The organism is Serratia sp. CY83965 (assembly GCF_052166375.1).
GTDB classification, from domain to species: Bacteria; Pseudomonadota; Gammaproteobacteria; order Enterobacterales; family Enterobacteriaceae; genus Serratia; species Serratia marcescens.
In genome coordinates this window covers 1390199-1412184 of sequence record NZ_JBJNOV010000001.1, presented here as the reverse complement: position 1 = coordinate 1412184, position 21986 = coordinate 1390199, and the positions used below count along the sequence as shown (strand labels likewise).

The following is a 21986-nucleotide window of genomic DNA, read 5'->3' as shown; positions in this document are numbered from 1 at the left end:
GCCGGCGCTAAAAACCTGCGACACTAAAATATTAACGAGAAATACCATGCGAAATTCCTTTGGTTTTATGTTCTACCTCGCCGGCCTGAGCATGCTGGGTTATCTGGCGACCGATATGTACCTGCCCGCCTTCGGCGCCATGCGGGAGGAACTGCAAATTTCCGCCGGCGCGGTCAGCGCCAGCCTGAGCATCTTTCTGGCCGGCTTCGCCTTCGCGCAGTTGCTGTGGGGGCCGCTCTCCGACCGACTGGGCCGCAAACCGGTATTATTGATTGGCCTGTCGCTGTTCGCGCTCGGCTGCCTGGGCATGCTGTGGGTGGAAAATGCCGTGCAGCTCTGGATACTGCGCTTTATTCAGGCCGTCGGCGTCTGTTCCGCCGCCGCCATCTGGCAAGCGCTGGTGGTCGACCGCTATCGCGAAGGCCAGGCCAACCGCGTATTCGCCACCATCATGCCGCTGGTGGCGTTGTCGCCGGCGTTGGCGCCGCTGCTTGGCGCCTGGCTGCTGAACCACGCCAGCTGGCGCGCGATCTTCGCCGTGCTGTTGGCCATCACCGCCCTGCTGCTGCTGCCGACGTTGCTGCTCAAAGATCACGCCAAAACGCAACCCGCCGCCGATGCGCCAAAAAGCGGCGTCAGTTTTTGGCAATTATTGAAATCCCCGGTGTTCAGCGGCAACGTCGCTATGTACGCCGCCTGCTCGGCCGGCTTCTTTGCCTGGCTGACCGGCTCGCCGTTCATCCTCGGTGATATGGGCTACGGCCCGAGCGACATCGGTCTGAGCTATGTGCCGCAGACGCTGGCTTTCCTATTGGGGGGCTATGGCTGCCGCGCCGCGCTCAAGCGCATCAATGGCAAAACCCTGCTGCCGTGGCTGCTGGTAGCTTATGCTGTCAGCATGGTGGCCCTGTATCTGGTGGCGACCCTGACCAATCCGACGCTCACCACGCTGCTGATCCCGTTCTGCGTCATGGCGCTGGTCAACGGCGCCGGCTACCCGATCATGGTGGCGAATGCGCTGATGCCATTCCCGGAAAGCAGCGGTAAAGCCGCCGCGCTGCAAAATACGCTGCAATTGGGGCTGTGTTTTGTGGCAAGCATGCTGGTGTCGGCGTTTATTGCCCAGCCGCTGTTGGCAACGGTGACGGTGATGGTATCTACGGTAGTCCTGGCCGCGCTGGGTTATTTCCTGCAGCGGGGAAAAGCGGCCGATGCGCAGCAAAAGGCACAGCGGGAACATGCTAACTCAGCGTCATAATTACCAAGATTAATAATCACTTAAAGAATATGCGTGCCGAGTGCGATTTACAGTTGAGTCAACGCCTCGGCACGCCTATACTCAAAAACAACCTTGTAAAGTAACACCTTATAATCTCTATATCTCAATCAGCTATTGTGTACGCGCCTTGCGTCACACTCTTTTTTTAAAGAGGCGTTTATCCTGCGCCGTTTGCGTCGGGCCGTTTCTTTAAATTTCCTCTGTTCATAGTCGGATATCAGACGCCGCGGGCTTATTTCCCGTTGGTATACGTATGCACCCGCAGAAATTGTCTAAGCTGTTTCCTAACGGGTCATCAGTCAGAAGAAGGTGATGGAGAAGCTATGAGTTCATCGTGTATAGAAGATCTGAGCATCCAGGATAACCAGTGGTACCGTATCGCGCACGAAATGCTCGGTCTGGCCGGTATCGAAATCAACGGATCGCGCCCTTTCGATATTCAGGTTAAAAATCCCGAATTCTTTAAACGCGTTTTGCAGCAAGGGTCACTGGGCCTGGGCGAAAGCTATATGGACGGTTGGTGGGAGTGCGAGCGGCTGGATATGTTCTTTCAGCGCGTGGTCAGCGCCGGGCTGGAGAAGAAACTCCCCCACCACCTGAAAGATACCCTGCGTATCGCCGCCGCGCGCCTGACCAATCTGCAATCGAAAAAGCGCGCCTGGATCGTCGGCAAAGAGCATTACGATCTTGGCAACGATCTGTTTACCCTGATGCTCGATCCTTACATGCAATATTCCTGCGGCTACTGGAAAGACGCCACCACGCTGGAGGAAGCGCAGGAAGCCAAGCTGCGGATGATCTGCGAGAAACTGCAGCTGCAGCCGGGCATGCGTTTGCTGGACATCGGCTGCGGCTGGGGCGGCCTTTCCGCCTATGCGGCGAAAAATTACGGCGTGTCGGTGGTCGGCGTGACCATTTCCGCCGAACAGCAGAAGCTGGCTCAGGCGCGCTGCGCCGGGCTGGATGTGCAGATCCTGTTGCAGGATTATCGCGATCTGCATCAGCAGTTCGATCGCATCGTGTCCGTTGGCATGTTCGAGCATGTCGGGCCGAAAAACTACCGCACCTATTTCGACGTGGTGGAGCGCAATCTGGCGCCGCACGGCCTGTTCCTGCTGCACACCATCGGCTCCAACAAGACCGACATGAACGTCGATCCCTGGATCAACAAATATATCTTCCCGAACGGCTGCCTGCCCTCCGTGAGACATATCGCCGAGGCCAGCGAAGGCCATTTCGTGATGGAAGACTGGCACAACATCGGCGCCGACTACGATCGCACGCTGATGGCCTGGTTCGAGCGCTTCAAACAGGCGTGGCCGCAGCTCGCCGAGCGCTATTCCGAGCGCTTCGAACGGATGTTCAGCTATTATCTGAACGCCTGCGCCGGCGCGTTCCGGGCGCGCGATCTGCAGCTATGGCAGGTGGTGTTCAGCCCGAAAGGCGTGGAAGGCGGCATCCGCGTCGCACGCTGAACGCTCCCCCTAATAAAAAAAGCCCCGGCAACCTCATCGCCGGGGCTTTTTTGTTCTTTCTAACCAGGCGGCTTAGCCGCAGTAAACGCGGATGATTTTATCGTCGCTGTCGCCAAGGAAGTTCAGGCGGCGCAGGTTGAAATCCATGGTGACGGCAGAGTTGTACGGAATCGCTCGCACCTTGGCGTCGATCCGCACGCCTTCCAACGAGGTCATCGGTTTGCCGACGAAGTTTTGATACTGCGATGCGCCACAGGTATCGTCCGCATCGGCCATTTGTGCGCCAGCGCCCTGCTCAGGCGAACTGCTGCAGGCGCTCAGCGCCAGCAACGCGGTTAACAACAACGTTTTCCCATAAAACTTCACGCGTTTCTCCTCTCTGCTTATGATTCGATGCCGACGGTCACGCCAGAATCGCTGTCAGTCTTTGTGCGCCGGCGCCATCGCCGCGGCCAACGTCGCTTCCCGATTGGCCAGCACGCGCTCGACGGTGTCCACCACCGCCTGCGTTTGCGGATCGATCTCGATGTTCACCTTGTCGCCGAGGCGTTTCTTACCCAGCGTGGTGCGATCCAGCGTTTCCGGGATCAGGTGCACGCAGAAACGGTTATTCACCACTTCACCGATGGTCAGGCTAATGCCGTCGATGCCGATGAAACCTTTGTGCAGCACATATTTCATCAATTCCGCATTCGGCATGCGCAGCCACACCTGGCGGTTATTTTCCGAGGTATAAATTTTGGCCACTTCCGCCGTGCAGATAATATGGCCGGACATCAAATGACCGCCAATTTCATCATTGAATTTCGCCGCGCGCTCGATATTGACGATGTCGCCCAGCGCCAGATCGCCGAGGTTGGTCAGGCGCAGCGTTTCCTTGATCAAATCAAAGCTGACGCGGTTGCCTTCCACCGCGGTGACGGTCAGGCAGCAGCCGTTATGCGCCACCGACGCGCCCAGCTCCAGCCCCGGCAGCAGCTCGGCAGGCATTTCGATCACGTGGGTGCGGAAATTGGGTTTCTCATCAATGGCGACCAACGGCGCGGTGCCTTGTACGATACCGGTGAACATATGTGCCTCTTCTTGCTAAATAGGTTAAAACGCTACCGGCAGTTTGCCCCAGTTGGCGCTGAAAACCAAATCCGCGACGGCAAAAAACGAATGGCTGCGCATTTAATAACTCTTTATCTGCGGCGTTTGCTTAACGGCGCCGAGCAGGTACAATCTTTTTGACAAAATTCCGCTATTTTAATTGTTGTCCTCTCGCGGCAGCCCTCCCTCCCACATATATAAATAGAAAAGGTGTATGCGTGCAGAAGTACTTAATTGAAGCGCGTAGTTTATTGGCTCTCGCTATCCCAGTCATCATCGCGCAAATATCGCAAACCGCCATGGGCGTGGTGGATACCATCATGGCCGGCGCTTACAGCGCCACCGACATGGCGGCGGTGGCGGTCGGCACCTCGATCTGGCTGCCGGCCATTTTGTTCGGCCACGGCCTGCTGCTGGCGCTGACCCCGGTGATCGCCCAGCTCAACGGCGCCGGCCGTCGCGATCGCATCGCCCATCAGGTGCGTCAGGGCTTCTGGCTGGCCTCCGGCGTGTCCGTGCTGTTGATCGTCGTGCTGTATAACTGCAAGTTCGTCATCGACATGATGCACAACATCGATCCGCAGTTGGCGGATAAAGCCGTCGGTTATCTGCACGCCATCATGTGGGGGGCGCCGGGTTACCTGTTCTTCCAGGTGATGCGCAACCAGTGTGAAGGGCTGTCCAAAACCAAGCCCGGCATGGTGATCGGCTTCCTCGGCCTGCTGGTGAATATCCCGATCAACTACATCTTTATCTACGGCAAGTTCGGCATGCCGGAGTTGGGTGGCGTCGGCTGCGGCGTCGCCACCGGCAGCGTCTACTGGATCATGTTCCTGATGATGCGCTGGTACGTGAAGCGCGCGCCGTCGCAGCGCGACATCAAGCGACAGGCAGGCGATCTCGGCAGCCCGGACTGGGCGGCGCTGAAGCGCCTGATCGGCATCGGCATGCCGGTGGCGCTGGCGCTGTTCTTCGAAGTCACCCTGTTCGCCGTGGTGGCGCTGCTGGTGTCGCCGCTCGGGATCGTCGCGGTCGCCGGCCACCAGATCGCGCTTAACTTCAGCGCGCTGATGTTCGTGTTGCCGCTGTCGCTGGGCGTCGGCGCCACCATCCGCGTCGGTTATCGTCTGGGGGAAGGTTCGGTCGAAGGCGCGCGCGTCGCCGCTTACTCCGCCATCGGCGTCGGTATCACCATGGCCGTTTGCACCGCGCTGTTTACCGCCACTTTCCGCGAACCGATCGCCCTGCTGTACAACGACAGCCCGGCGGTGGTGGCGATGGCCTCGCAGTTGATGCTGCTGGCGGCGCTGTACCAGATCTCGGATTCGGTCCAGGTGATCGGCAGCGGCGTGCTGCGCGGTTATAAAGATACCCGCGCGATCTTCTTCATCACCTTTATCGCTTATTGGGTGTTGGGCCTGCCGAGCGGCTATCTGCTGGCGTTAACCGATGCGGTGGTGCCGGCGATGGGGCCAAGCGGTTTCTGGATCGGCTTTATCATCGGCCTGACCTTCGCCGCCATCATGATGGCGCTGCGCATGCGCTGGCTGCAGAAACAGCCGACCGCCGTCATTCTGCAGCGATCCACGCGCTGAACCCGCGCCCGGCCGGTTTCCTCCCCGGCCGGGTCGCGGTTTGCGGAAAAAAACGCCGGACTGCGCACAACCTCAGCAATCGCGTGAAATACCGAATAAAATTGCGCTTTTCCCCTTGCCAGCACGCAGGTAGCTCGTTAATATTCGTCCCCGCTGTCAGCCATGACAGACAGGAAAAGATGCGTCCGTAGCTCAGTTGGTTAGAGCACCACCTTGACATGGTGGGGGTCGGTGGTTCGAGTCCACTCGGACGCACCAAATTCCAGAAGCAGTACAGTGCGTCCGTAGCTCAGTTGGTTAGAGCACCACCTTGACATGGTGGGGGTCGGTGGTTCGAGTCCACTCGGACGCACCAAATTTCAGAAGCAGCGCAGTGCGTCCGTAGCTCAGTTGGTTAGAGCACCACCTTGACATGGTGGGGGTCGGTGGTTCGAGTCCACTCGGACGCACCATATTGCTGATTCATCTCTTCCCCTATCGCGTTATACTTCCCGTTGTTTCGTCTCTGCCCGACCGTTCGATTTTTCATGTCGATTGCGCCGAACTACCGCCATCAGCCATCAGGAACGCCACATGACCACCTTCACCGCCAAAACCGCCTTTTTACCGCTCGACAATGGCCTTGCCCGCCGTGAAGGCGTGATGAGCGACGGTTCGCCGGCGGCGGAAGTGCGTTTCGAGGCCGGCGCCTTCGGCCAACTGCAAAAGCCCGCGCACGCGCGGCAAACCCGGGTGATATCCGGCGAATTCGAGTTCACCCTCGGCGGCGACACCCGGATAGTACGTGCCGGCGAGAGCCTGACCCTGCCGGCCAACGTCGCCAGCGGCTGCTTCTGCCTGAGCGCTGGCGTGCTGCTGGAAATCCCGCAAACGCGCTAAGCCATATTTACAGCAAGGTTATTTGCGCAACAAGCGGTGCGCAACGCGTTGCATTTGCGCCACATTTGCCCCCGTTTTGACATATCCGCCACACCGCCGCGGTTTTTTATTTTGTTTCCCGCCGCTTAGCCTTTATAATGCGCAACGTCTATCAGTTGAATGGTTTCAGCCCTTGATCTGCGAAAACGCAATAACAACACGATGTGATCTCACCCCGTTGCGCAGCATCTCCGCGCCCCCGCGCGGGCTGAATTTTTCCGCCCCACTTCAACTGTCGTCACCTATCCTTAACTATGTTTTTCACCACCAGGCACGGCTCAAATTCCCTATCGGCGTAAACAACGCCGGTCAAATTCGTTTTTTTATCCATCACAACTTGTAGAAAACTCCGCCATGAAAAAGACCAAAATTGTTTGTACCATCGGTCCAAAAACCGAATCGGAAGAAATGCTGACCAACCTGCTTAATGCGGGCATGAACGTGATGCGTCTCAACTTCTCTCACGGCGACTATGAAGAGCACGGCAACCGCATCAAGAACATGCGCGCCGTGATGGCGAAAACCGGTATCAACGCCGGCATCCTGCTGGATACCAAAGGCCCGGAAATTCGCACCATGAAACTGGAAGGCGGTAAAGACGCCTCGCTGGTCGCCGGCCAAACCTTCACCTTCACCACCGACCAGAGCGTGATCGGCAACAGCGATCGCGTAGCGGTCACCTACGCCGGCTTCGCCGCCGACCTGAAGATCGGCAACACCGTGCTGGTTGACGACGGCCTGATCGGCATGGAAGTCACCAACGTGACCGAGAACGAAGTCATTTGCAAGGTGCTGAACAACGGCGACCTGGGCGAGAACAAGGGCGTCAACCTGCCGGGCGTGTCCATCCAGCTGCCTGCGCTGGCCGAAAAAGACAAACGCGACCTGATCTTCGGCTGCGAGCAAGGCGTCGACTTCGTGGCGGCATCCTTCATCCGCAAACGCTCCGATGTGCTGGAGATCCGCGAGCACCTGAAAGCCCACGGCGGCGAGCAGATCCAGATCATCTCCAAGATCGAAAACCAGGAAGGCCTGAACAACTTCGACGAAATCCTCGAAGCGTCCGATGGCATCATGGTTGCCCGTGGCGATCTGGGCGTCGAGATCCCGGTAGAAGAAGTGATCTTCGCCCAGAAGATGATGATCGAGAAATGCAACCGCGCGCGTAAAGTGGTCATCACCGCCACCCAGATGCTCGATTCCATGATCAAAAACCCGCGCCCTACCCGCGCGGAAGCCGGCGACGTCGCCAACGCCATCCTGGACGGCACCGATGCCGTCATGCTGTCCGGCGAGAGCGCCAAGGGCAAATACCCGCTGGAAGCGGTCAACATCATGGCGACCATCTGCGAGCGCACCGATCGCGTGATGCCTAGCCGCATCGACTCCCTGAACGATCGCCGCAAGCTGCGCATCACCGAAGCGGTGTGCCGCGGCGCGGTTGAAACCGCCGAGAAACTGGACGCGCCGCTGATCGTGGTCGCCACCAGCGGCGGCAAATCGGCGAAATCCGTGCGTAAATACTTCCCGAACGCGGTGATCCTGGCGCTGACCACCAATGAAACTACCGCGCATCAGCTGGTGCTGAGCAAAGGCGTCATTCCGCAGATGGTCAAGGAAATCGCCTCTACCGACGACTTCTACCGCATCGGTAAAGAAGCCGCCCTGGCCAGCGGCCTGGCGCAGAAAGGCGACGTCGTGGTGATGGTTTCCGGCGCGCTGGTGCCAAGCGGCACCACCAACACGGCCTCGGTACACGTGCTGTAATATAAAACGTGACATAATTGTCTTGATCAAAACGCCGCTTTGCGGCGTTTTTTTTATCAGCAGTAAACTATTTTTCTCAAAACGCAACCGCGATCCGCTCATTATTTAGCTAATAAAGAATCGGAGTAGTCCCATGGAAGCCGGCTGTTTTCCCTCGTTTTTTTAACTAATTTGTAAAACCAGATGCAAGTTTGAGCGAACGATCAAAATAAAGCACCTCAACACTAAAAAATTATTCTCTTTCGAAAAAAGTTTGTGTAATACTTGTAACGCTACATGGAGATTAACTCAATCTAGAGGGTGTTATAATGAATCGTACTAAACTGGTACTGGGCGCGGTAATCCTGGGTTCCACTCTGCTGGCTGGCTGCTCTAGCAACGCTAAAATCGATCAACTGTCTTCTGACGTTCAGACTCTGAACGCTAAAGTTGATCAGCTGAGCAACGACGTGAACGCAATGCGTTCTGACGTTCAAGCTGCTAAAGACGACGCAGCACGCGCTAACCAGCGTCTGGACAACCAAGCTCACGCTTACAAAAAGTAAGATAGCTTTGGTTATTGAAAACGGCGCACATTGTGCGCCGTTTTTTTTTGTCTGTCCGTCAGCACTGGATGTTGCCTGCACGGCAGGCAAAAAAAAGAGGTTCAGCACGCTGAACCCCTCTTCGACCGCTCAATCCTGCAAACTTAGTTCACCGAACTGATTGGCGCTGCCTTGAATGGGCTCTTATTCGCCGCAGGAGCCGCTGCAGGCGTCAAACTCACCGCCGACGGGCTCTCCCCTACGTTGACCAGCACCGGCATGCCAGAACGGCGTACAACCGCGCTATCGAATACGGCGCGATCGGTTTGCCCATCGGCCGCAAAGGCTTTCTCCGCTTTAGACAACGCGATCGGCATGGTCTGCGGATCATCACTTTCTACCCGCGACAGCGGCTGGTGCACTTCCACATAGCGTTTGCCGTCCGGCTCGACGGAAATCTTCACCGGATCGTTGATCACTTGCACCCGCGTGCCGCGCGGCACCATGTTGAACAGCGCCTCGATGTCCGTCGGACGCAGACGAATGCAGCCGGAGCTGACGCGCATGCCGATACCGAAGTTGGCGTTGGTGCCGTGGATCAGGTATTCACCGCGCCCCATCGCCAGACGCAGGGCGAACAGCCCCATCGGGTTTTCAGGGCCGGCCGGCACCACCGCAGGCAACGTCACGCCCTGGGATTGATAGCGCTTGCGGATGTTGGCGGTGGGCGTCCAGGTCGGATTAGGGATCTTCTGGCTGATGGAGGTCACCTCCAGCGGCGTGTGCATCCCGGTCTGGCCGATGCCGATCGGATAGACGATCACTTTGTTCTCGCCTTTCGGGTAGTAATAAAGGCGCAGCTCGGCCAGGTTGACGATGATCCCTTCACGCTTGGTGTCAGGCAGCAGCATTTGGGTCGGAATGGTCAGCACCGTACCCGGCTTGGGCAGGAACGGGTCAGTGCCAGGGTTGGCTTCCAGCATGCCCAGCAGACCGATCTTGTAGTCAGCGGCGATGGCTTCCAGCGGGCGGCCGTCGTTTGGCACGGTATAAGTGGTGTTTTCGCCGATCAGACGGCTGTCCGGCGGCGGCAGCGGGTACTCGGTCGCACTGGCGGCCTGCGTGCCGGCCAATACGGTGGCGAAGACCATGCCCATTAAACTCAACGCACGTTTCATTATCATCCCTATATTTTTTATGACGGTTCGCCCACAAGGCTAACGAGCGCCTGGTGGTGGGTAAATCAGACAATACCTGATTAATACTAGCAACGCTGGTATCAAAGGCAATAAGTCCTCTAAAAATCAACACGTTATAACGTAATCGCCGTCATTGATTGTCAACGAAACGTCAACAGATAAGCTGCTGAAATATCACTGAATTGGGCGCGTTGTTCGGGGGAAAACCGTGAATTGTAAAGACTCATTGACAAAGCGAAGATATCAATGAGTCTTGAGGATGAGGGCGTTATAGGTCAGGCCATCTGCGCCGCTTTACTGCGAATGGCGCGGATCATCGCCTCCAGCCCCTGTGAGCGCGAAGGCGTCAGATGTTGGCTGAGCGCCAGCTCGGTGAAAAACGGCCGCACATCGAGATCGACGATCTGCTGCGGCGTCAATTGACGATAAAGAATGAACACCACCGCCAGCAGCCCTTTGACGATCGCCGCGTCGCTGTCGCCGTGAAACTCGACCTGCCCCTGCTCATCGCGGCGCATCACGATCCACACCTGGCTCTGACAGCCGGAGATCAGGTTGCCGGCCTGCCGCTCGGCCTCGTCCAGCGGCGGCAATTTGGCGCCGAGTTCAATCACGTACAGGTATTTCTCCTCCCAGTTCAGACAGCGGGAGAAATTACGCACCAATTTATCTTTGTCCGGCAAATTCGCCATGGGGATCCTTTTGTACGCCGGGGACGCGCCCCGGCCTAGCCTAATAGCTGATGAATGCGTTGCAGCCCGGCCACCAGCCGGTCCACCTCTTCGCGGGTATTATATAACGCCAGCGAAGCGCGGCACATGCTCGGCACCTGATAAAACGCCATCAGCGGCATCGCGCAGTGATGGCCGGTGCGAATGGCGATACCGTACTGATCGAGGAAGCTGCCGACGTCATAGGCGTGGTGTTCCCCCAAATTAAAGGCGATCACCCCAGCGCGATGCGCCGGACCATAGATTTTCAGCGTTGGCACCTGCTTGAGCGCCTCGAGCGCGTAATGCATCAGCGACTGTTCATAATCGTGGATCGCATTCAGGCTCAAAGCTTCGACGTAATCAAACGCCGCGCCCAGCCCCATGATGCCGGCGGTGTTCGGCGAACCGGCCTCGAAGCGCCACGGCGGATCGGCGAAGGTGGTGCCCGCCGTCAGGCTGACCTGCCGGATCATCGAGCCGCCCCCTTCCCACGGCGGCATCTGCTGCAACAACGCCTGGCGGCCATACAGCATGCCGATGCCGGAAGGGCCATACAGCTTATGGCCGGAAAACACGTAGAAATCGCAGTCCAGCGCCTGGACATCGACGCGCTGGTGCATCACCGCCTGCGCGCCGTCCACCAGCACCGTCAGATCCGGTGCCAGGGTTCTGGCGCGGGCGATGATGTCGCGCACCGGGTTGACGGTGCCCAGCACGTTGGAGACCTCGGTCAGCGCCAGCAGTTTGCAGGACGCGTCGACCAGTTCCGGCAACCGCGCCAGATCCAGCGTGCCGTCCGGCTGCAGCGGCCACACCCGCAGCTGCAACCCACGCTCTTGCGCCAGCATCTGCCACGGCACGATGTTGGCGTGGTGCTCCATCTCGGTGATGAGAATCGCATCGCCCGGCTGCAGCAGGTGGCGGCCAAAGCTGTTGGCCACCAGGTTGATGCCTTCGGTGGTGCCCTTGACGAACACCATCTCTTCCGCCGAGGCGGCATTGATAAAGCGCGCCGCCTGTTCCCGCACCGCTTCCATCTGCTGAGTCGCCTCGGCGCTCAGGGTATGGATGCCGCGATGCACCGCCGCATAACCGTGGCGGTAGAACTCCAGCTCACGGTCGATCACCGCCTGCGGTTTCTGCGCGCTGGCGGCGCTGTCGAGATAGGCCAGCGGTTGGCCGTTCACCTCACGCGCCAACAGCGGGAAATCGCCGCGTACGCGTTCAATCGGATAACTCATGCAGCCTCCCCCGGCAGGCGCTGGGCGATGCGAGCCAGCACCCGTTCCCGGATGGTGTCGTTGGCGATGCCTTCGGTCAGCTCGGCGGCGAAGGCGAAGATGATCATCTGCTGCGCCGCGTGCTTGTCGATGCCGCGCGACTGCAGATAGAACAGCTGCTCTTCATCAATGCGCCCCACGGTGGCGCCGTGGCTGCACTTGACGTCGTCTGCGTAGATCTCCAGCTGCGGCTTGGTATCCACTTCTGCCACCTTGCCCAACAGCAGGTTATGGTTGGTCATCTGGCCGTCGGTTTTGATCGCGTGCTTGGCCACTTTGATCATGCCGTTGAACACCGCCTTGCCGCGATCGCTGACCACGGTTTTATGCAGCTGCCGGCTTTCGCAATAGCCCTTGTTGTGCTCCAGATAGGTGCGGGTGTCGCAAATCTCTTTGCCCACCGGCAGCACCAGGCTGTTGATCACCAGATTCGCGCCTTCGCCGTTCAACTGCGCGCTGGTGTTGTGCCGCGTCAGGCCGGCGCCCAGCAGGAAGCTGTCGCTTTTCACCCGCGCGTCGCGGCCGATAACCAGATCGTTGTGGGCAAAGTGGTAGCTTGGCTGGCTCTCAAACGCCAGCTTGCAGTGCAACAGCCCGGCGTTGTCCGCCACATTGGCGGTCAGGCGCGCGCCGGTGAAGTGTGCGGCCTCGCCCAGGCTGACGTAGTGTTCGATCACTTCCGCCTCAGCCCCGCGCCCGATCTCCAGATGATGGCGGTGATGCACGGTGTTCACTTCCCCGGCTGCGCCGCGTCCGCTGCTGATGTGCAGCAGATACAGCGGGCGTGCAGGGATCTTGCCGGCCGGCAAGCGAATCAGGCTGGTTTCCTGCGCCAGGCTTTCGGTCAGGTGCAGAAAAATCTCCGGCTGGATCGGCTCCGGCAACGCCTGAGGCGTGCCATAGGCGGTCAACTCGAACTGGTAATCGCCCAAGTCGCCATCGCTCAGCGCGGCGCTGTAGCGGCCGTCGATAAACACCAGCCGACAGGCATCGATGCCGAGCGCCAGCGCATCGAGCTGCTCTGCACTCACCGGGGCGGGCTGCGGTTCGAGGAATTGCTGCTCCAGCAGGCTCTCCAGCGGCGTGTATTTCCAGTTTTCATGCTTGCGCGTCGGCCAGCCGAGGCGCAGCGCCTGCTGCCAGTGCGCCAGCGCATGCGGCGAACGCTCGCCGCCGCGGCCTTCGAACAGGCGATACAGCTGCTGCAGCGCGTTTGAATTACTGTTGGTCGGTAAGCCAGCCATAGCCCTGCTCCTCCAACTGTTTCACCAGCGAGAAATCACCGGATTTGACGATGCGCCCCTGCGACAGTACGTGTACGTAATCCGGCTGGATATAGTCCAGAATGCGCTGGTAGTGGGTGACGATGATAAAGGCGCGCTTGCCGTCCCGCAGCGAGTTGACACCGTTGGCGACGATCTTGAGCGCATCGATGTCCAGGCCGGAGTCGGTTTCATCGAGAATGCACAGATCCGGTTCCAGCGCCGCCATCTGCAGAATGTCGTTGCGTTTTTTCTCGCCGCCGGAGAAGCCGACGTTGACCGAACGGGTCAACAGATCGGCCGGCATGTCCAGCAGCGCGATTTTCTCTTCGATGAAATCGGCGAAGTCAAAGCGATCCAGTGGCTCCTGTTCGCGGTATTTGCGCACCGCGTTGACCGATGTCTGCAGGAAGAAGTGGTTGCTGACGCCGGGGATCTCCACCGGGTACTGGAAGGCCAGAAACACGCCCTCGCCCGCGCGATCTTCCGGATCCAGCTCCAGCAGATCCTTGCCTTTGAAGGTGACTTCCCCTTCGGTCACTTCATATTCTTCACGCCCGGCCAACGTGGCGGACAGCGTGCTCTTGCCCGAGCCGTTCGGCCCCATGATGGCGTGCACTTCGCCCGGTTTGATCTCCAGATCCAATCCCTTGAGGATCTCGTTGCCTTCCACGCTGACTTTCAAATTCTTGATGCTTAACATGCTGTGTCCTCAGATAGCGCCGACGGCGCTAAAAATGCGGCGATTAACCCACGCTGTGTTCCAGGCTGATGGCCAGAAGTTTTTGCGCCTCGACGGCGAACTCCAGCGGCAGCTCGGAGAAAACGTCCTTGCAGAAACCGTTGACGATCATCGAAATGGCGTCATCCTCGCTGATGCCGCGCTGCAGGCAGTAGAACAGCTGGTCATCGCCGATCTTCGAGGTGGTGGCTTCGTGCTCCAGCTGCGCGCTGTTGTTGCGCGCTTCAACGTAAGGGAACGTGTGGGCGCCGCTGTCCGGCCCGATCAGCATCGAGTCGCACTGGGTAAAATTACGGGCGTTTTCCGCCCCCGGCAGGATTTTCACCAGGCCGCGATAGGTGTTCTCGCTGTGGCCGGCGGAGATGCCTTTGGCGATGATGGTCGACTTGGTGTTTTTGCCGATGTGGATCATCTTGGTGCCGGTATCCGCCTGCTGATGGCCGCTGGTCAGCGCCACCGAGAAGAATTCGCCGATCGAGTTATCGCCCTGCAAAATCACGCTCGGGTATTTCCAGGTGATGGCCGAGCCGGTTTCCGACTGGGTCCAGGACATTTTCGAACCGGCGCCTTCGCACAGCGCGCGCTTGGTGACGAAGTTGAGGATACCGCCCTTGCTCTCGCCGCCGGAGAACCAGTTTTGCACCGTCGAGTATTTCACTTCGGCGTCTTTATGCAGGATCACTTCCACCACCGCCGCATGCAGCTGGTAGCTGTCGCGCACCGGGGCGGAACAGCCTTCGATATAGCTGACGTAGCTGCCTTCGTCGGCGATCAGGATAGTGCGCTCGAACTGGCCGGTTTTGGCGGCATTGATGCGGAAATAGGTCGACAGCTCCATCGGGCAGCGCACGCCTTTCGGCACATAGACGAAGGTGCCGTCGGAGGCTACCGCGGCGTTCAGCGCAGCGAAGAAGTTATCGTTGGACGGCACTACGCGCCCCAGGTACTGACGCACCAGATCCGGGTATTCCTGGATCGCTTCGCCGAACGAGCAGAAGATCACCCCGCTCTCCGCCAGTTTTTCACGGTAGGTGGTGGCGACCGAGACCGAGTCGAAGATGGCGTCCACCGCCACCTCGCTGCCCTCGCGCACCGGCACGCCGAGCTGGTTGAACGCCAGCTCCACTTCGCTGGTCAGGTAATCTTTTTCCGTCGCCGCGCCCGGTTGCTGCTCGGCGCCGGGTTGCGAACCGCAGGCATCGTCGCAGCTGCCGCAGGACGGCGCCGAATAGTAACTGTAGTCCTGGTAGTTCAGGCGTTCGTAATTGGCCTTCAGCCAGTGCGGCTCCTCCATCTGCAGCCAGGCGCGGTAGGCCTCGAGGCGGAATTCCAGCATCCACTCGGGTTCGTTGCGCTTGGCCGAGATGGCGCGCACCACCTCTTCGTTGATGCCTTTGGCCAACTCATCGGTTGCCAGCTGGGTGAAGAAACCTTCTTTGTAGCGACCTTCGCTGACCCAAGCCTGCACTTCATTAGGCATTTCTACATTGCTTCGTGTCATGTTGATTGCATCGCTCAAACGCCAAAGCTCTCGCCGCACCCGCAGGCATGCTGAGCTTTAGGGTTGTTGAATTTGAATATCTGATTCAGCCCTTCGCGGACGTAATCTACCGTGGTGCCATCGATGAACGGCATGGCCTTCAGCGGCACGTAGAGTTTGGCGCCGTCGCGCTCAAACAGCAGATCGTCATCGGCGGGTTCGCGGGTCAGATCCAGCACATAGGCAAAGCCGGCGCAGCCGGATTGTTTCACCCCTAGCTGCAGCCCTTTCACCTGCGGATCCTGCTGCATCAGTTTGGTTATTTGTCGTACGGCGCTGTCGCTGAGCGAAATGCCTTGCCAGACATTTTCATCCAGAGAAAAAGTGCCGACATTTTCCGTTTGCATAGGGTCTACCTCACACTCGTGTTTGGCCACAGCCAATCTGGGTTGCTTATATGTTAGTGATAACGATTATCACTTCAACCGTTTGTTTTGCGGGGGTATCCGCCGCGAGCGCGGTTTTTCGCTGCGGCGTGCGGCAAGCCAGCGGGACATCCGTGGCGGCTTGCGGCGTCTGGCGGCAAGGTGTACATGCTATCCCTATGAATTTGTTCTTTATCCTGCATCACCGTACCGCACTCCCCGGTGGCCCGTCAGCGTTACAGCGCCGCGGTGCATTGCCGATCTAAACATTCATAGAAAATACCTATTTCTGCATTCTGTCTGTCGTAAATGTGCGTTTATCGGCATTTCGTGGCGCAGCGCAAGCGCGCACCCTCAGGTTAAAGTTTAGTCGCTCAGGCTCAAGTTGGGTCGTCGGCAGCCTTTTACACCTCACGCAATGAAAAAACGCCACGCCGGGGATTGATCGGCAACGCGGCAGTTTATATGATAATGATTATCATTCAATTGTAATTTGAGCGCGAAGCCAATGACTCTTTCGATCAACGCATGGTTGCTGGGCAAGATTGATGACTACAAATTCAGCGTGCGCGACGCCACGGTGGACTTTTACATGGCCGAAGCGGCGCTACGGCGCCCGGAATGCAATATCGACCACCTGAAGCGGTACAACAGCGTCAGCCTTACCATGGCCAATCTGTGTCTGGAGAACGGTGACGACGACAGCTACCTGCACGCGCTCAGCAAGCTGCACAACCGGCTGATCGTCGAGATCAACAATCCGCAGCGTTGCCAGCTGTTTCGGGTGCAAAGTTACCACTTCGCGCGCCATACGCTGACGCTGATCTGCCAAAAATACGCAATGGAAGGCACCTGGGAGAAGGCGAACGCGTTTCAGAAGGACTTCGTCAAACGCGTGCCGTTTCAACTGTAAAGCGAAAGGCTCCGCAGGCCGAGCGCCTGCGGAAACCGGCGGGGATCAGTCGATGACCGCCGTGGTCAGACGCGAAGTGCAGCACAGCCGATCGCGCGCGTCGAAGATCTCGATTTGCCATACTTGATGACGGCGGCCAACGTGCAGCGCGCGGCACACCCCGCGCACCTGGCCATCGAACACCGCGCGCAGGTGGTTGGCGTTGATCTCCAGCCCCACCACTTTCTGCTCGCCCTCACTGCACAGGTAACCGGCCATCGATCCCATCGATTCCGCCAGCACCACCGACGCCCCGCCGTGCAACAGCCCGAACGGCTGCCGGGTGCGGCCATCGACCGGCATGGTGGCCTCGAGGAAATCCTCGCCCAGCTGGGTAAACTCGATGCCCACATGGCTGACCATGCAGCCGTCACCGGCGCGGTTCAGCTGCTCCAGCGACGTTTCACGTTTCCACAATTTCACTCAATCATCTCCAGAAGTGCCTGTAATGGGTGGCGCACGCCATTGCCCTCGATGCGTTTCACCTGGCTGCGGCAGGAATAGCCGGTCGCCAGGCAGCGCTGCCGCGGCAAACGCTGTAGCGTCGGATGCCATGATAGCTCATAAATGCCGAGCGAGTTTTGCAGGTTCTTGGCTTCATGGCCGTAAGTGCCCGCCATGCCGCAGCAGCCGACGCTGACGTTCTCCAGTTTGGCGCCGAAGCGGGCGAAGATCGCCGCCCACTGTTGGCCGCTGGCCGGCAGCGCGGTGGTTTCGGTGCAGTGGCCGAACAGATACCACGGCTCGCCGGTCGCCGGCTGTTCGGCGCGATCCGCGATCCGCTGCTGCAGCCATTCATGCACCAACTGCACCTGGAAATCGCCGCGCTCGGCGCCGAGGATCTCGCGGTATTCGTCGCGATAACACAGCACCAGCGCCGGATCGACGCCCACCAGCGGCATGCCGAGCTGCGCCACGCGGTTGAGAAAATCGGCGGTTTTGCGCGCGGTGCGGGCAAACCGCGTCAGGAAACCTTTCACATGCTGCGCCTTGCCGTTCGGCGAGAACGGCAGCAGCACCGGTTTATAGCCGAGCTTCTCCACCAGCCGGACAAAGTCCGCCACCACTTTGGCGTCGTAATAGCTGGTGAACGGATCCTGGACGATCAACACGTGTTCTGCGCGCTGCTCGGCGCTCAGCCCTTCCAACTGCTCCAGCGTCAGCGTGGTCGCGCGGTGGCCGGACAGCTGCTGACGCAGCGTCGGGCTGGACAACAGCGGCAGATCGACCATGCCGATGGCGTTGCGGCTCATCTCTCGCAGCCACGGCTGGCGGAAGAAGAAGTTGAACACCTTCGGCGCGCGGGCCATCAATGGGGTATAGCTCTCTACGCCGGCGACCATGTAGTCACTCACCGGGCGCAGATAGCGGGTGTGGTAGAGCTGCAGGAAGCGCGAACGGAACCCCGGCACGTCAATTTTGATCGGGCACTGGGTGGAACAGGCCTTGCAGGCCAGACAGCCAGACATCGCCTCTTTCACTTCGTGCGAAAAGTCGTACTCGCCCTTGCCGGCATGCCAGCTGTTGCGGGTTTTCTCGATTAGACCGCGCAAGCTGAGGCGCTGCTGCGGCAGCTGTTTCTCCAGAGCCAACGGATCGACGCCTTGCTCGGCCAACAGACGCAGCCACTCGCGCACCAGCGTCGCCCGCCCTTTCGGCGAATGAATGCGGTTGCCGCTGATCTTCATCGACGGGCACATCGGGCTGCGCACGTCGAAGTTGAAGCACAGGCCGTTGCCGTTACACTCCAGTGCGCCGCGGAACGAGGTGCGCACCTCGACCGGGATCTGGCGATCGAAGGTGCCGCGTTTGACCGCGTCCACCTGCATCATCGGCGCATCGACCGCCAGCGGCGAACAGATCTTGCCTGGGTTCAGGCGATTATCCGGATCGAACGCCGCCTTGATGCGGCGCAGCTCTTCATACAGCGTTTCCCCGAAGAATTCAGGGCTGTATTCCGCGCGGAACCCCTTGCCGTGCTCTCCCCACAGCAGGCCGCCGTATTTGGCGGTCAGCGCCACCACCCGATCGGAGATCTGCTTCATCAGCACTTCCTGCTGCGGGTCGCACATGTCAAGCGCCGGGCGCACGTGCAGCACCCCGGCGTCAACGTGGCCAAACATGCCATAGCTCAGATTGTGGTCATCGAGCAGTTGCCGAAATTCGACGATATAGTCCGCCAGATGTTGCGGCGGCACACAGGTGTCCTCGGCGAACGGAATCGGCTTGGCGCGCCCTTTGGCGTTGCCCAGCAGCCCGACCGCCTTCTTGCGCATGTTGTAAATGCGCTCGATGCCAGCCAGATCGCCGCAGATCTGGTAGCCGATCACGCCGCCCTGCCGCTGCGCGATCAATTCGTCCAGCCGCTGGCACAGGGCTTCCATCTGGCCGTCGATCAGCGCCCGATCGTCGCCGGCGAACTCGACGATGTTCAGCCCGAGCATCTCTTTATCCGGCACGTCGGCGATCAGTTCGTTCACCGAGTGCCAAACAATGTCTTCACGCGCCAGGTTCAGCACCTTGGAATCGATGGTTTCCACCGACAGCGCCTTGGCCTCGACCATAAAGGGCGCATTGCGCAGCGCAGAGTCAAAGGAGTCGTACTTCACGTTGACCAGGCGGCGCACTTTCGGCAGCGGCGTGATGTCCAGCCGCGCCTCGGTGATAAACGCCAGCGTGCCCTCGGCGCCGGTCAGAATGCGCGTCAAATCGAAGGTTTGCAGATCGTCGCTCAGCACGTGGCGCAGATCGTAACCGGTGAGGAAGCGGTTGAGCTTGGGGAATTTCTCCAGGATCAGCGCGCGCTGCTCGCGGCAGCGGTTGAGCACCGTGCGGTAGATGCGCCCTTCGGCGGTCTCTTCCTGAGCAATCGTTTCCGCCAGCGCTGTCGGCATGGCGCGGGTATCGATCATCTCGCCGCCCAGCAGCACCGCCCGCAGGCCCAACACGTGATCGGAGGTTTTGCCGTACACCAGCGAGCCCTGGCCGGAAGCATCGGTGTTGATCATGCCCCCCAGCGTGGCGCGGTTGCTGGTGGACAGTTCCGGCGAGAAGAAGTAGCCGAACGGCCGCAGGTATTGATTCAGCTGATCCTTGATCACGCCGGCTTCGACTTTCACCCAGCCTTGTTCGACGTTGATCTCCAGAATGCGGTTCATGTGGCGCGACATATCGACCACGATGCCGGTATTGAGCGACTGGCCGTTGGTGCCGGTGCCGCCGCCGCGCGGGCTGAAGGTCAGCGTATTGAAGCGCTCTTCTCCGGCCAGACGGGCGATCAGCGCCACATCGGCGGTGGAACGGGGGAACACCACCGCATCGGGCAGCAGCTGATAGATACTGTTGTCGGTGGCCATCGTCAGCCGGTCGGCATAGCTGGTGGCGGTATCGCCGTTAAATCCGTTTTGCTTCAGTGCTTCCAAAAAGTCGAGCACCCGTTGAACGAGGCCGGGCGCCTGAGAAATCTGTGGGATCATTCGCTTTTTTGACCCTGTCCGTCTATTTTTTATGCGCTGATGTACGCTGAATCGGGCCTTTAATTCAGACCCACCCTATTTTTTAGTGACACTAAAAACTAACATACTCGTTTAGTGAAGGCATTCACATTATTACCGCCCTGCGAGCGCCGCCACAGGCGGCCGCCCGGCGGTGATAAACCGACCGACAGGCACCCCGATTCGCCGGTGCCAGGGATTTAATTGACCAGGATGAGAACCCACTGATGCCACTCCCGCAATCGCGTTACGACTTACCGCGAATTATTTTCGGCGTGCTGTTTATCGCCATCATGATCGTTGCCTGTTTTTGGGTGATCCAACCGTTTATTCTCGGCTTCGCCTGGGCGGGCATGGTGGTGATCGCCACCTGGCCGTTGCTGCTCAAACTGCAAAAGCTGCTGTGGGGCCGCCGCTCGCTGGCGGTGTTGGTCATGACCCTGCTGCTGATCCTGCTGTTCATTCTGCCTATTTCCCTGCTGATCAGCAGCGTGGTGGATAACAGCGCGCCGCTGATCGCCTGGGCCAGTTCGCCCGGCAAGCTGCACATTCCCGATCTCGCCTGGCTGCAGTCCGTGCCGATGATCGGCGACAGGCTCTATGCCAGCTACCACACATTGGTTAACGCCGGCGGCGCTGCGCTGCTGGCGAAGGTGCAGCCGTACTTCGGCCAAACCGCCACCTGGTTCGTGGCGCAGGCGGCGCATATCGGTCGTCTGCTGCTGCACTGCGCGCTGATGCTGCTGTTCAGCGCCTTGTTGTATGCGCGCGGCGAGCAGGTGGCGCTGGGTATCCGTCACTTTGCGGTGCGCCTCGGTTCCAAACGCGGCGATGCGGCGGTGCTGCTGGGCGGCCAAGCGATCCGCGCCGTCGCGCTGGGCGTGGTGGTGACGGCGTTGGTGCAGTCGGTGCTGGGCGGCATCGGTCTGGCGGTAAGCGGCATTCCTGCCGCCACTCTGCTGACGATGCTGATCTTTATCTGCTGCGTGGCGCAATTGGGGCCGCTGTTGGTGCTGGTGCCGGCCATCATCTGGCTGTACTGGCACGGCGACACCACCTGGGGCACCGTGCTGCTGGTCTGGAGCTGCGTGGTGGCCACGCTGGATAACGTGCTGCGCCCGGTGCTGATCCGCATGGGCGCAGACCTGCCGCTGCTGCTGATCCTGTCCGGCGTTATCGGCGGTTTGCTGGCCTTCGGCATGATTGGCCTGTTCATCGGCCCGGTGGTGTTGGCGGTATCTTATCGCCTGTTGACCGCCTGGATGGATGAAGCGCCGGAGCCGACCTCCGCACCGGAGCAAGTCATCGAAGATCTGGAAAAACGCTAATTCCCCCCTTCCGCCCGCATCGTCGGGCGGAACTTTTCACGCCTGTCATTATTCCTACCTCATTCGAGTAATATCTCCGCCCAATATAATGCCGCCCTATATTGATTTCAGTACGGCGAATGAAAGGTGCAATGTAAATCCCTGTTTGTTGCAAACGGAAAAAAGAGATAACTACCGCAAATAAAATGTGATGCCGCTATCGATTAGGATGATTCTTAATGACTAGTCGCGTTCAAAAATCTAGTATTATGGCCATCTATTGCTTCAAATCACTGATTTTAAAGCAACCTTTCTGAACAATGTAATGCCATACATGTGAATTGCTGTGTGTAGTCTTTGCCCATCTCCTACGGTGGGCTTTTTTTTATTCTTTTTTCGTCGAATTGATTATTTTACGCGCCGTTATTTACATTCAGAAATAAAAAGGCCGCAGCGTTAACTGCGGCCTGACGTTAATGCCT

At 59.0% G+C, this 21986-nt stretch carries 19 protein-coding genes, 3 tRNA genes and 1 other RNA gene; 12 read left to right on the top strand and 11 right to left on the bottom strand.

Annotated elements, in window-relative coordinates:
• The first annotated feature begins 46 nt into the window (after positions 1–46).
• Both punC and cfa read left to right on the top strand, forming a co-directional pair.
• Positions 47–1258, top strand: a complete 1212-nt coding sequence (punC, locus tag ACJ8PL_RS07160) for a purine nucleoside transporter PunC (protein WP_274985405.1) — start codon at positions 47–49, stop codon at positions 1256–1258.
• A gap of 344 nt (positions 1259–1602) precedes the next feature.
• Positions 1603–2754 (top strand): cyclopropane fatty acyl phospholipid synthase, encoded by a 1152-nt coding sequence (cfa, locus tag ACJ8PL_RS07155; RefSeq protein WP_004931341.1) that lies wholly within the window; start codon positions 1603–1605, stop codon positions 2752–2754.
• A 72-nt stretch (positions 2755–2826) separates the two neighbouring features.
• On the opposite strand, the gene ACJ8PL_RS07150 is transcribed toward cfa, so the two are convergent.
• Entirely contained in the window at positions 2827–3120 is a 294-nt protein-coding gene (locus ACJ8PL_RS07150; protein WP_016927929.1) for an I78 family peptidase inhibitor, read from the bottom strand.
• A 54-nt stretch (positions 3121–3174) separates the two neighbouring features.
• Entirely contained in the window at positions 3175–3825 is a 651-nt protein-coding gene (locus ACJ8PL_RS07145) for a riboflavin synthase (protein ID WP_016927930.1), read from the bottom strand.
• Between the two features lie 239 nt (positions 3826–4064).
• Between ACJ8PL_RS07145 and ACJ8PL_RS07140 the strand changes: the two genes are divergently transcribed.
• From ACJ8PL_RS07140 to ACJ8PL_RS07110, 7 genes are all read left to right on the top strand, one after another.
• Positions 4065–5441: an MATE family efflux transporter gene (locus ACJ8PL_RS07140; RefSeq protein ID WP_028128174.1), complete on the top strand. Its 1377-nt coding sequence runs from the start codon at positions 4065–4067 to the stop codon at positions 5439–5441.
• A 181-nt stretch (positions 5442–5622) separates the two neighbouring features.
• Positions 5623–5699: transfer RNA gene (locus ACJ8PL_RS07135), tRNA-Val, on the top strand.
• Between the two features lie 20 nt (positions 5700–5719).
• Positions 5720–5796 (top strand) — tRNA-Val (locus ACJ8PL_RS07130).
• 20 nt (positions 5797–5816) lie between these two features.
• Positions 5817–5893: transfer RNA gene (locus tag ACJ8PL_RS07125), tRNA-Val, on the top strand.
• A 121-nt stretch (positions 5894–6014) separates the two neighbouring features.
• Complete coding sequence (locus ACJ8PL_RS07120; RefSeq protein ID WP_016927932.1) at positions 6015–6320, top strand: hypothetical protein; 306 nt, start codon at positions 6015–6017, stop codon at positions 6318–6320.
• Positions 6321–6713: 393 nt separating this feature from the next.
• On the top strand, positions 6714–8126 hold the full coding sequence (gene pykF / locus ACJ8PL_RS07115) for a pyruvate kinase PykF (protein WP_016927933.1): 1413 nt from the start codon (positions 6714–6716) through the stop codon (positions 8124–8126).
• A 308-nt stretch (positions 8127–8434) separates the two neighbouring features.
• Positions 8435–8671, top strand: coding sequence for a major outer membrane lipoprotein (locus tag ACJ8PL_RS07110; protein ID WP_004931354.1), 237 nt, complete (start codon positions 8435–8437; stop codon positions 8669–8671).
• 143 nt (positions 8672–8814) lie between these two features.
• Here the strand turns inward: ACJ8PL_RS07110 and ACJ8PL_RS07105 are convergent, their stop codons facing one another.
• From ACJ8PL_RS07105 to sufA, 7 genes are all read right to left on the bottom strand, one after another.
• Positions 8815–9828, bottom strand: coding sequence for a L,D-transpeptidase family protein (locus ACJ8PL_RS07105; protein ID WP_004931356.1), 1014 nt, complete (start codon positions 9826–9828; stop codon positions 8815–8817).
• A 296-nt stretch (positions 9829–10124) separates the two neighbouring features.
• Positions 10125–10541 (bottom strand): cysteine desulfuration protein SufE, encoded by a 417-nt coding sequence (sufE, locus tag ACJ8PL_RS07100; protein ID WP_079451306.1) that lies wholly within the window; start codon positions 10539–10541, stop codon positions 10125–10127.
• Positions 10542–10576: 35 nt separating this feature from the next.
• Complete coding sequence (sufS, locus tag ACJ8PL_RS07095) at positions 10577–11803, bottom strand: cysteine desulfurase SufS (RefSeq protein ID WP_033640497.1); 1227 nt, start codon at positions 11801–11803, stop codon at positions 10577–10579.
• Complete coding sequence (gene sufD / locus ACJ8PL_RS07090) at positions 11800–13086, bottom strand: Fe-S cluster assembly protein SufD (RefSeq protein ID WP_004931361.1); 1287 nt, start codon at positions 13084–13086, stop codon at positions 11800–11802. Before sufD ends, sufS begins: the two co-directional genes overlap by 4 nt.
• Positions 13061–13807 carry a Fe-S cluster assembly ATPase SufC gene (gene sufC, locus ACJ8PL_RS07085; protein WP_016927936.1) on the bottom strand — a complete coding sequence of 249 codons (747 nt, stop codon included), beginning with the start codon at positions 13805–13807 and terminating at the stop codon, positions 13061–13063. Before sufC ends, sufD begins: the two co-directional genes overlap by 26 nt.
• 43 nt (positions 13808–13850) lie before the next feature.
• Positions 13851–15347 carry a Fe-S cluster assembly protein SufB gene (sufB, locus tag ACJ8PL_RS07080; protein ID WP_025302644.1) on the bottom strand — a complete coding sequence of 499 codons (1497 nt, stop codon included), beginning with the start codon at positions 15345–15347 and terminating at the stop codon, positions 13851–13853.
• A gap of 14 nt (positions 15348–15361) precedes the next feature.
• Entirely contained in the window at positions 15362–15733 is a 372-nt protein-coding gene (gene sufA / locus ACJ8PL_RS07075) for a Fe-S cluster assembly scaffold SufA (protein WP_004931368.1), read from the bottom strand.
• A gap of 526 nt (positions 15734–16259) precedes the next feature.
• Here sufA and ACJ8PL_RS07070 point away from each other — a divergent pair.
• Positions 16260–16664, top strand: a complete 405-nt coding sequence (locus ACJ8PL_RS07070; protein ID WP_004931369.1) for a hypothetical protein — start codon at positions 16260–16262, stop codon at positions 16662–16664.
• Between the two features lie 45 nt (positions 16665–16709).
• Here the strand turns inward: ACJ8PL_RS07070 and menI are convergent, their stop codons facing one another.
• Entirely contained in the window at positions 16710–17126 is a 417-nt protein-coding gene (gene menI / locus ACJ8PL_RS07065) for a 1,4-dihydroxy-2-naphthoyl-CoA hydrolase (RefSeq protein ID WP_016927938.1), read from the bottom strand.
• Positions 17123–20179 (bottom strand): D-2-hydroxyglutarate dehydrogenase YdiJ, encoded by a 3057-nt coding sequence (ydiJ, locus tag ACJ8PL_RS07060; protein WP_028128173.1) that lies wholly within the window; start codon positions 20177–20179, stop codon positions 17123–17125. Before ydiJ ends, menI begins: the two co-directional genes overlap by 4 nt.
• Positions 20180–20424: 245 nt before the next feature.
• Between ydiJ and ydiK the strand changes: the two genes are divergently transcribed.
• Entirely contained in the window at positions 20425–21525 is a 1101-nt protein-coding gene (gene ydiK / locus ACJ8PL_RS07055) for an AI-2E family transporter YdiK (RefSeq protein ID WP_016927940.1), read from the top strand.
• A 258-nt stretch (positions 21526–21783) separates the two neighbouring features.
• An RNA gene (gene rprA, locus ACJ8PL_RS07050) (antisense sRNA RprA) lies at positions 21784–21893 on the top strand.
• Positions 21894–21986 lie beyond the last annotated feature (93 nt).

Bases quoted from the DNA above. Each gene is read 5' to 3' on its own strand.
- ydiJ (WP_028128173.1), bottom strand. From the start codon at position 20,179: ATGATCCCACAGATTTCTCAGGCGCCCGGCCTCGTTCAACGGGTGCTC.
- sufC (WP_016927936.1), bottom strand. From the start codon at position 13,807: ATGTTAAGCATCAAGAATTTGAAAGTCAGCGTGGAAGGCAACGAGATC.
- sufA (WP_004931368.1), bottom strand. From the start codon at position 15,733: ATGCAAACGGAAAATGTCGGCACTTTTTCTCTGGATGAAAATGTCTGG.
- ACJ8PL_RS07110 (WP_004931354.1), top strand. From the start codon at position 8,435: ATGAATCGTACTAAACTGGTACTGGGCGCGGTAATCCTGGGTTCCACT.
- ACJ8PL_RS07105 (WP_004931356.1), bottom strand. From the start codon at position 9,828: ATGAAACGTGCGTTGAGTTTAATGGGCATGGTCTTCGCCACCGTATTG.
- sufS (WP_033640497.1), bottom strand. From the start codon at position 11,803: ATGAGTTATCCGATTGAACGCGTACGCGGCGATTTCCCGCTGTTGGCG.
- ACJ8PL_RS07120 (WP_016927932.1), top strand. From the start codon at position 6,015: ATGACCACCTTCACCGCCAAAACCGCCTTTTTACCGCTCGACAATGGC.
- punC (WP_274985405.1), top strand. From the start codon at position 47: ATGCGAAATTCCTTTGGTTTTATGTTCTACCTCGCCGGCCTGAGCATG.
- ACJ8PL_RS07070 (WP_004931369.1), top strand. From the start codon at position 16,260: ATGACTCTTTCGATCAACGCATGGTTGCTGGGCAAGATTGATGACTAC.
- sufE (WP_079451306.1), bottom strand. From the start codon at position 10,541: ATGGCGAATTTGCCGGACAAAGATAAATTGGTGCGTAATTTCTCCCGC.
- pykF (WP_016927933.1), top strand. From the start codon at position 6,714: ATGAAAAAGACCAAAATTGTTTGTACCATCGGTCCAAAAACCGAATCG.
- cfa (WP_004931341.1), top strand. From the start codon at position 1,603: ATGAGTTCATCGTGTATAGAAGATCTGAGCATCCAGGATAACCAGTGG.
- sufD (WP_004931361.1), bottom strand. From the start codon at position 13,086: ATGGCTGGCTTACCGACCAACAGTAATTCAAACGCGCTGCAGCAGCTG.
- ACJ8PL_RS07145 (WP_016927930.1), bottom strand. From the start codon at position 3,825: ATGTTCACCGGTATCGTACAAGGCACCGCGCCGTTGGTCGCCATTGAT.
- sufB (WP_025302644.1), bottom strand. From the start codon at position 15,347: ATGACACGAAGCAATGTAGAAATGCCTAATGAAGTGCAGGCTTGGGTC.
- ydiK (WP_016927940.1), top strand. From the start codon at position 20,425: ATGCCACTCCCGCAATCGCGTTACGACTTACCGCGAATTATTTTCGGC.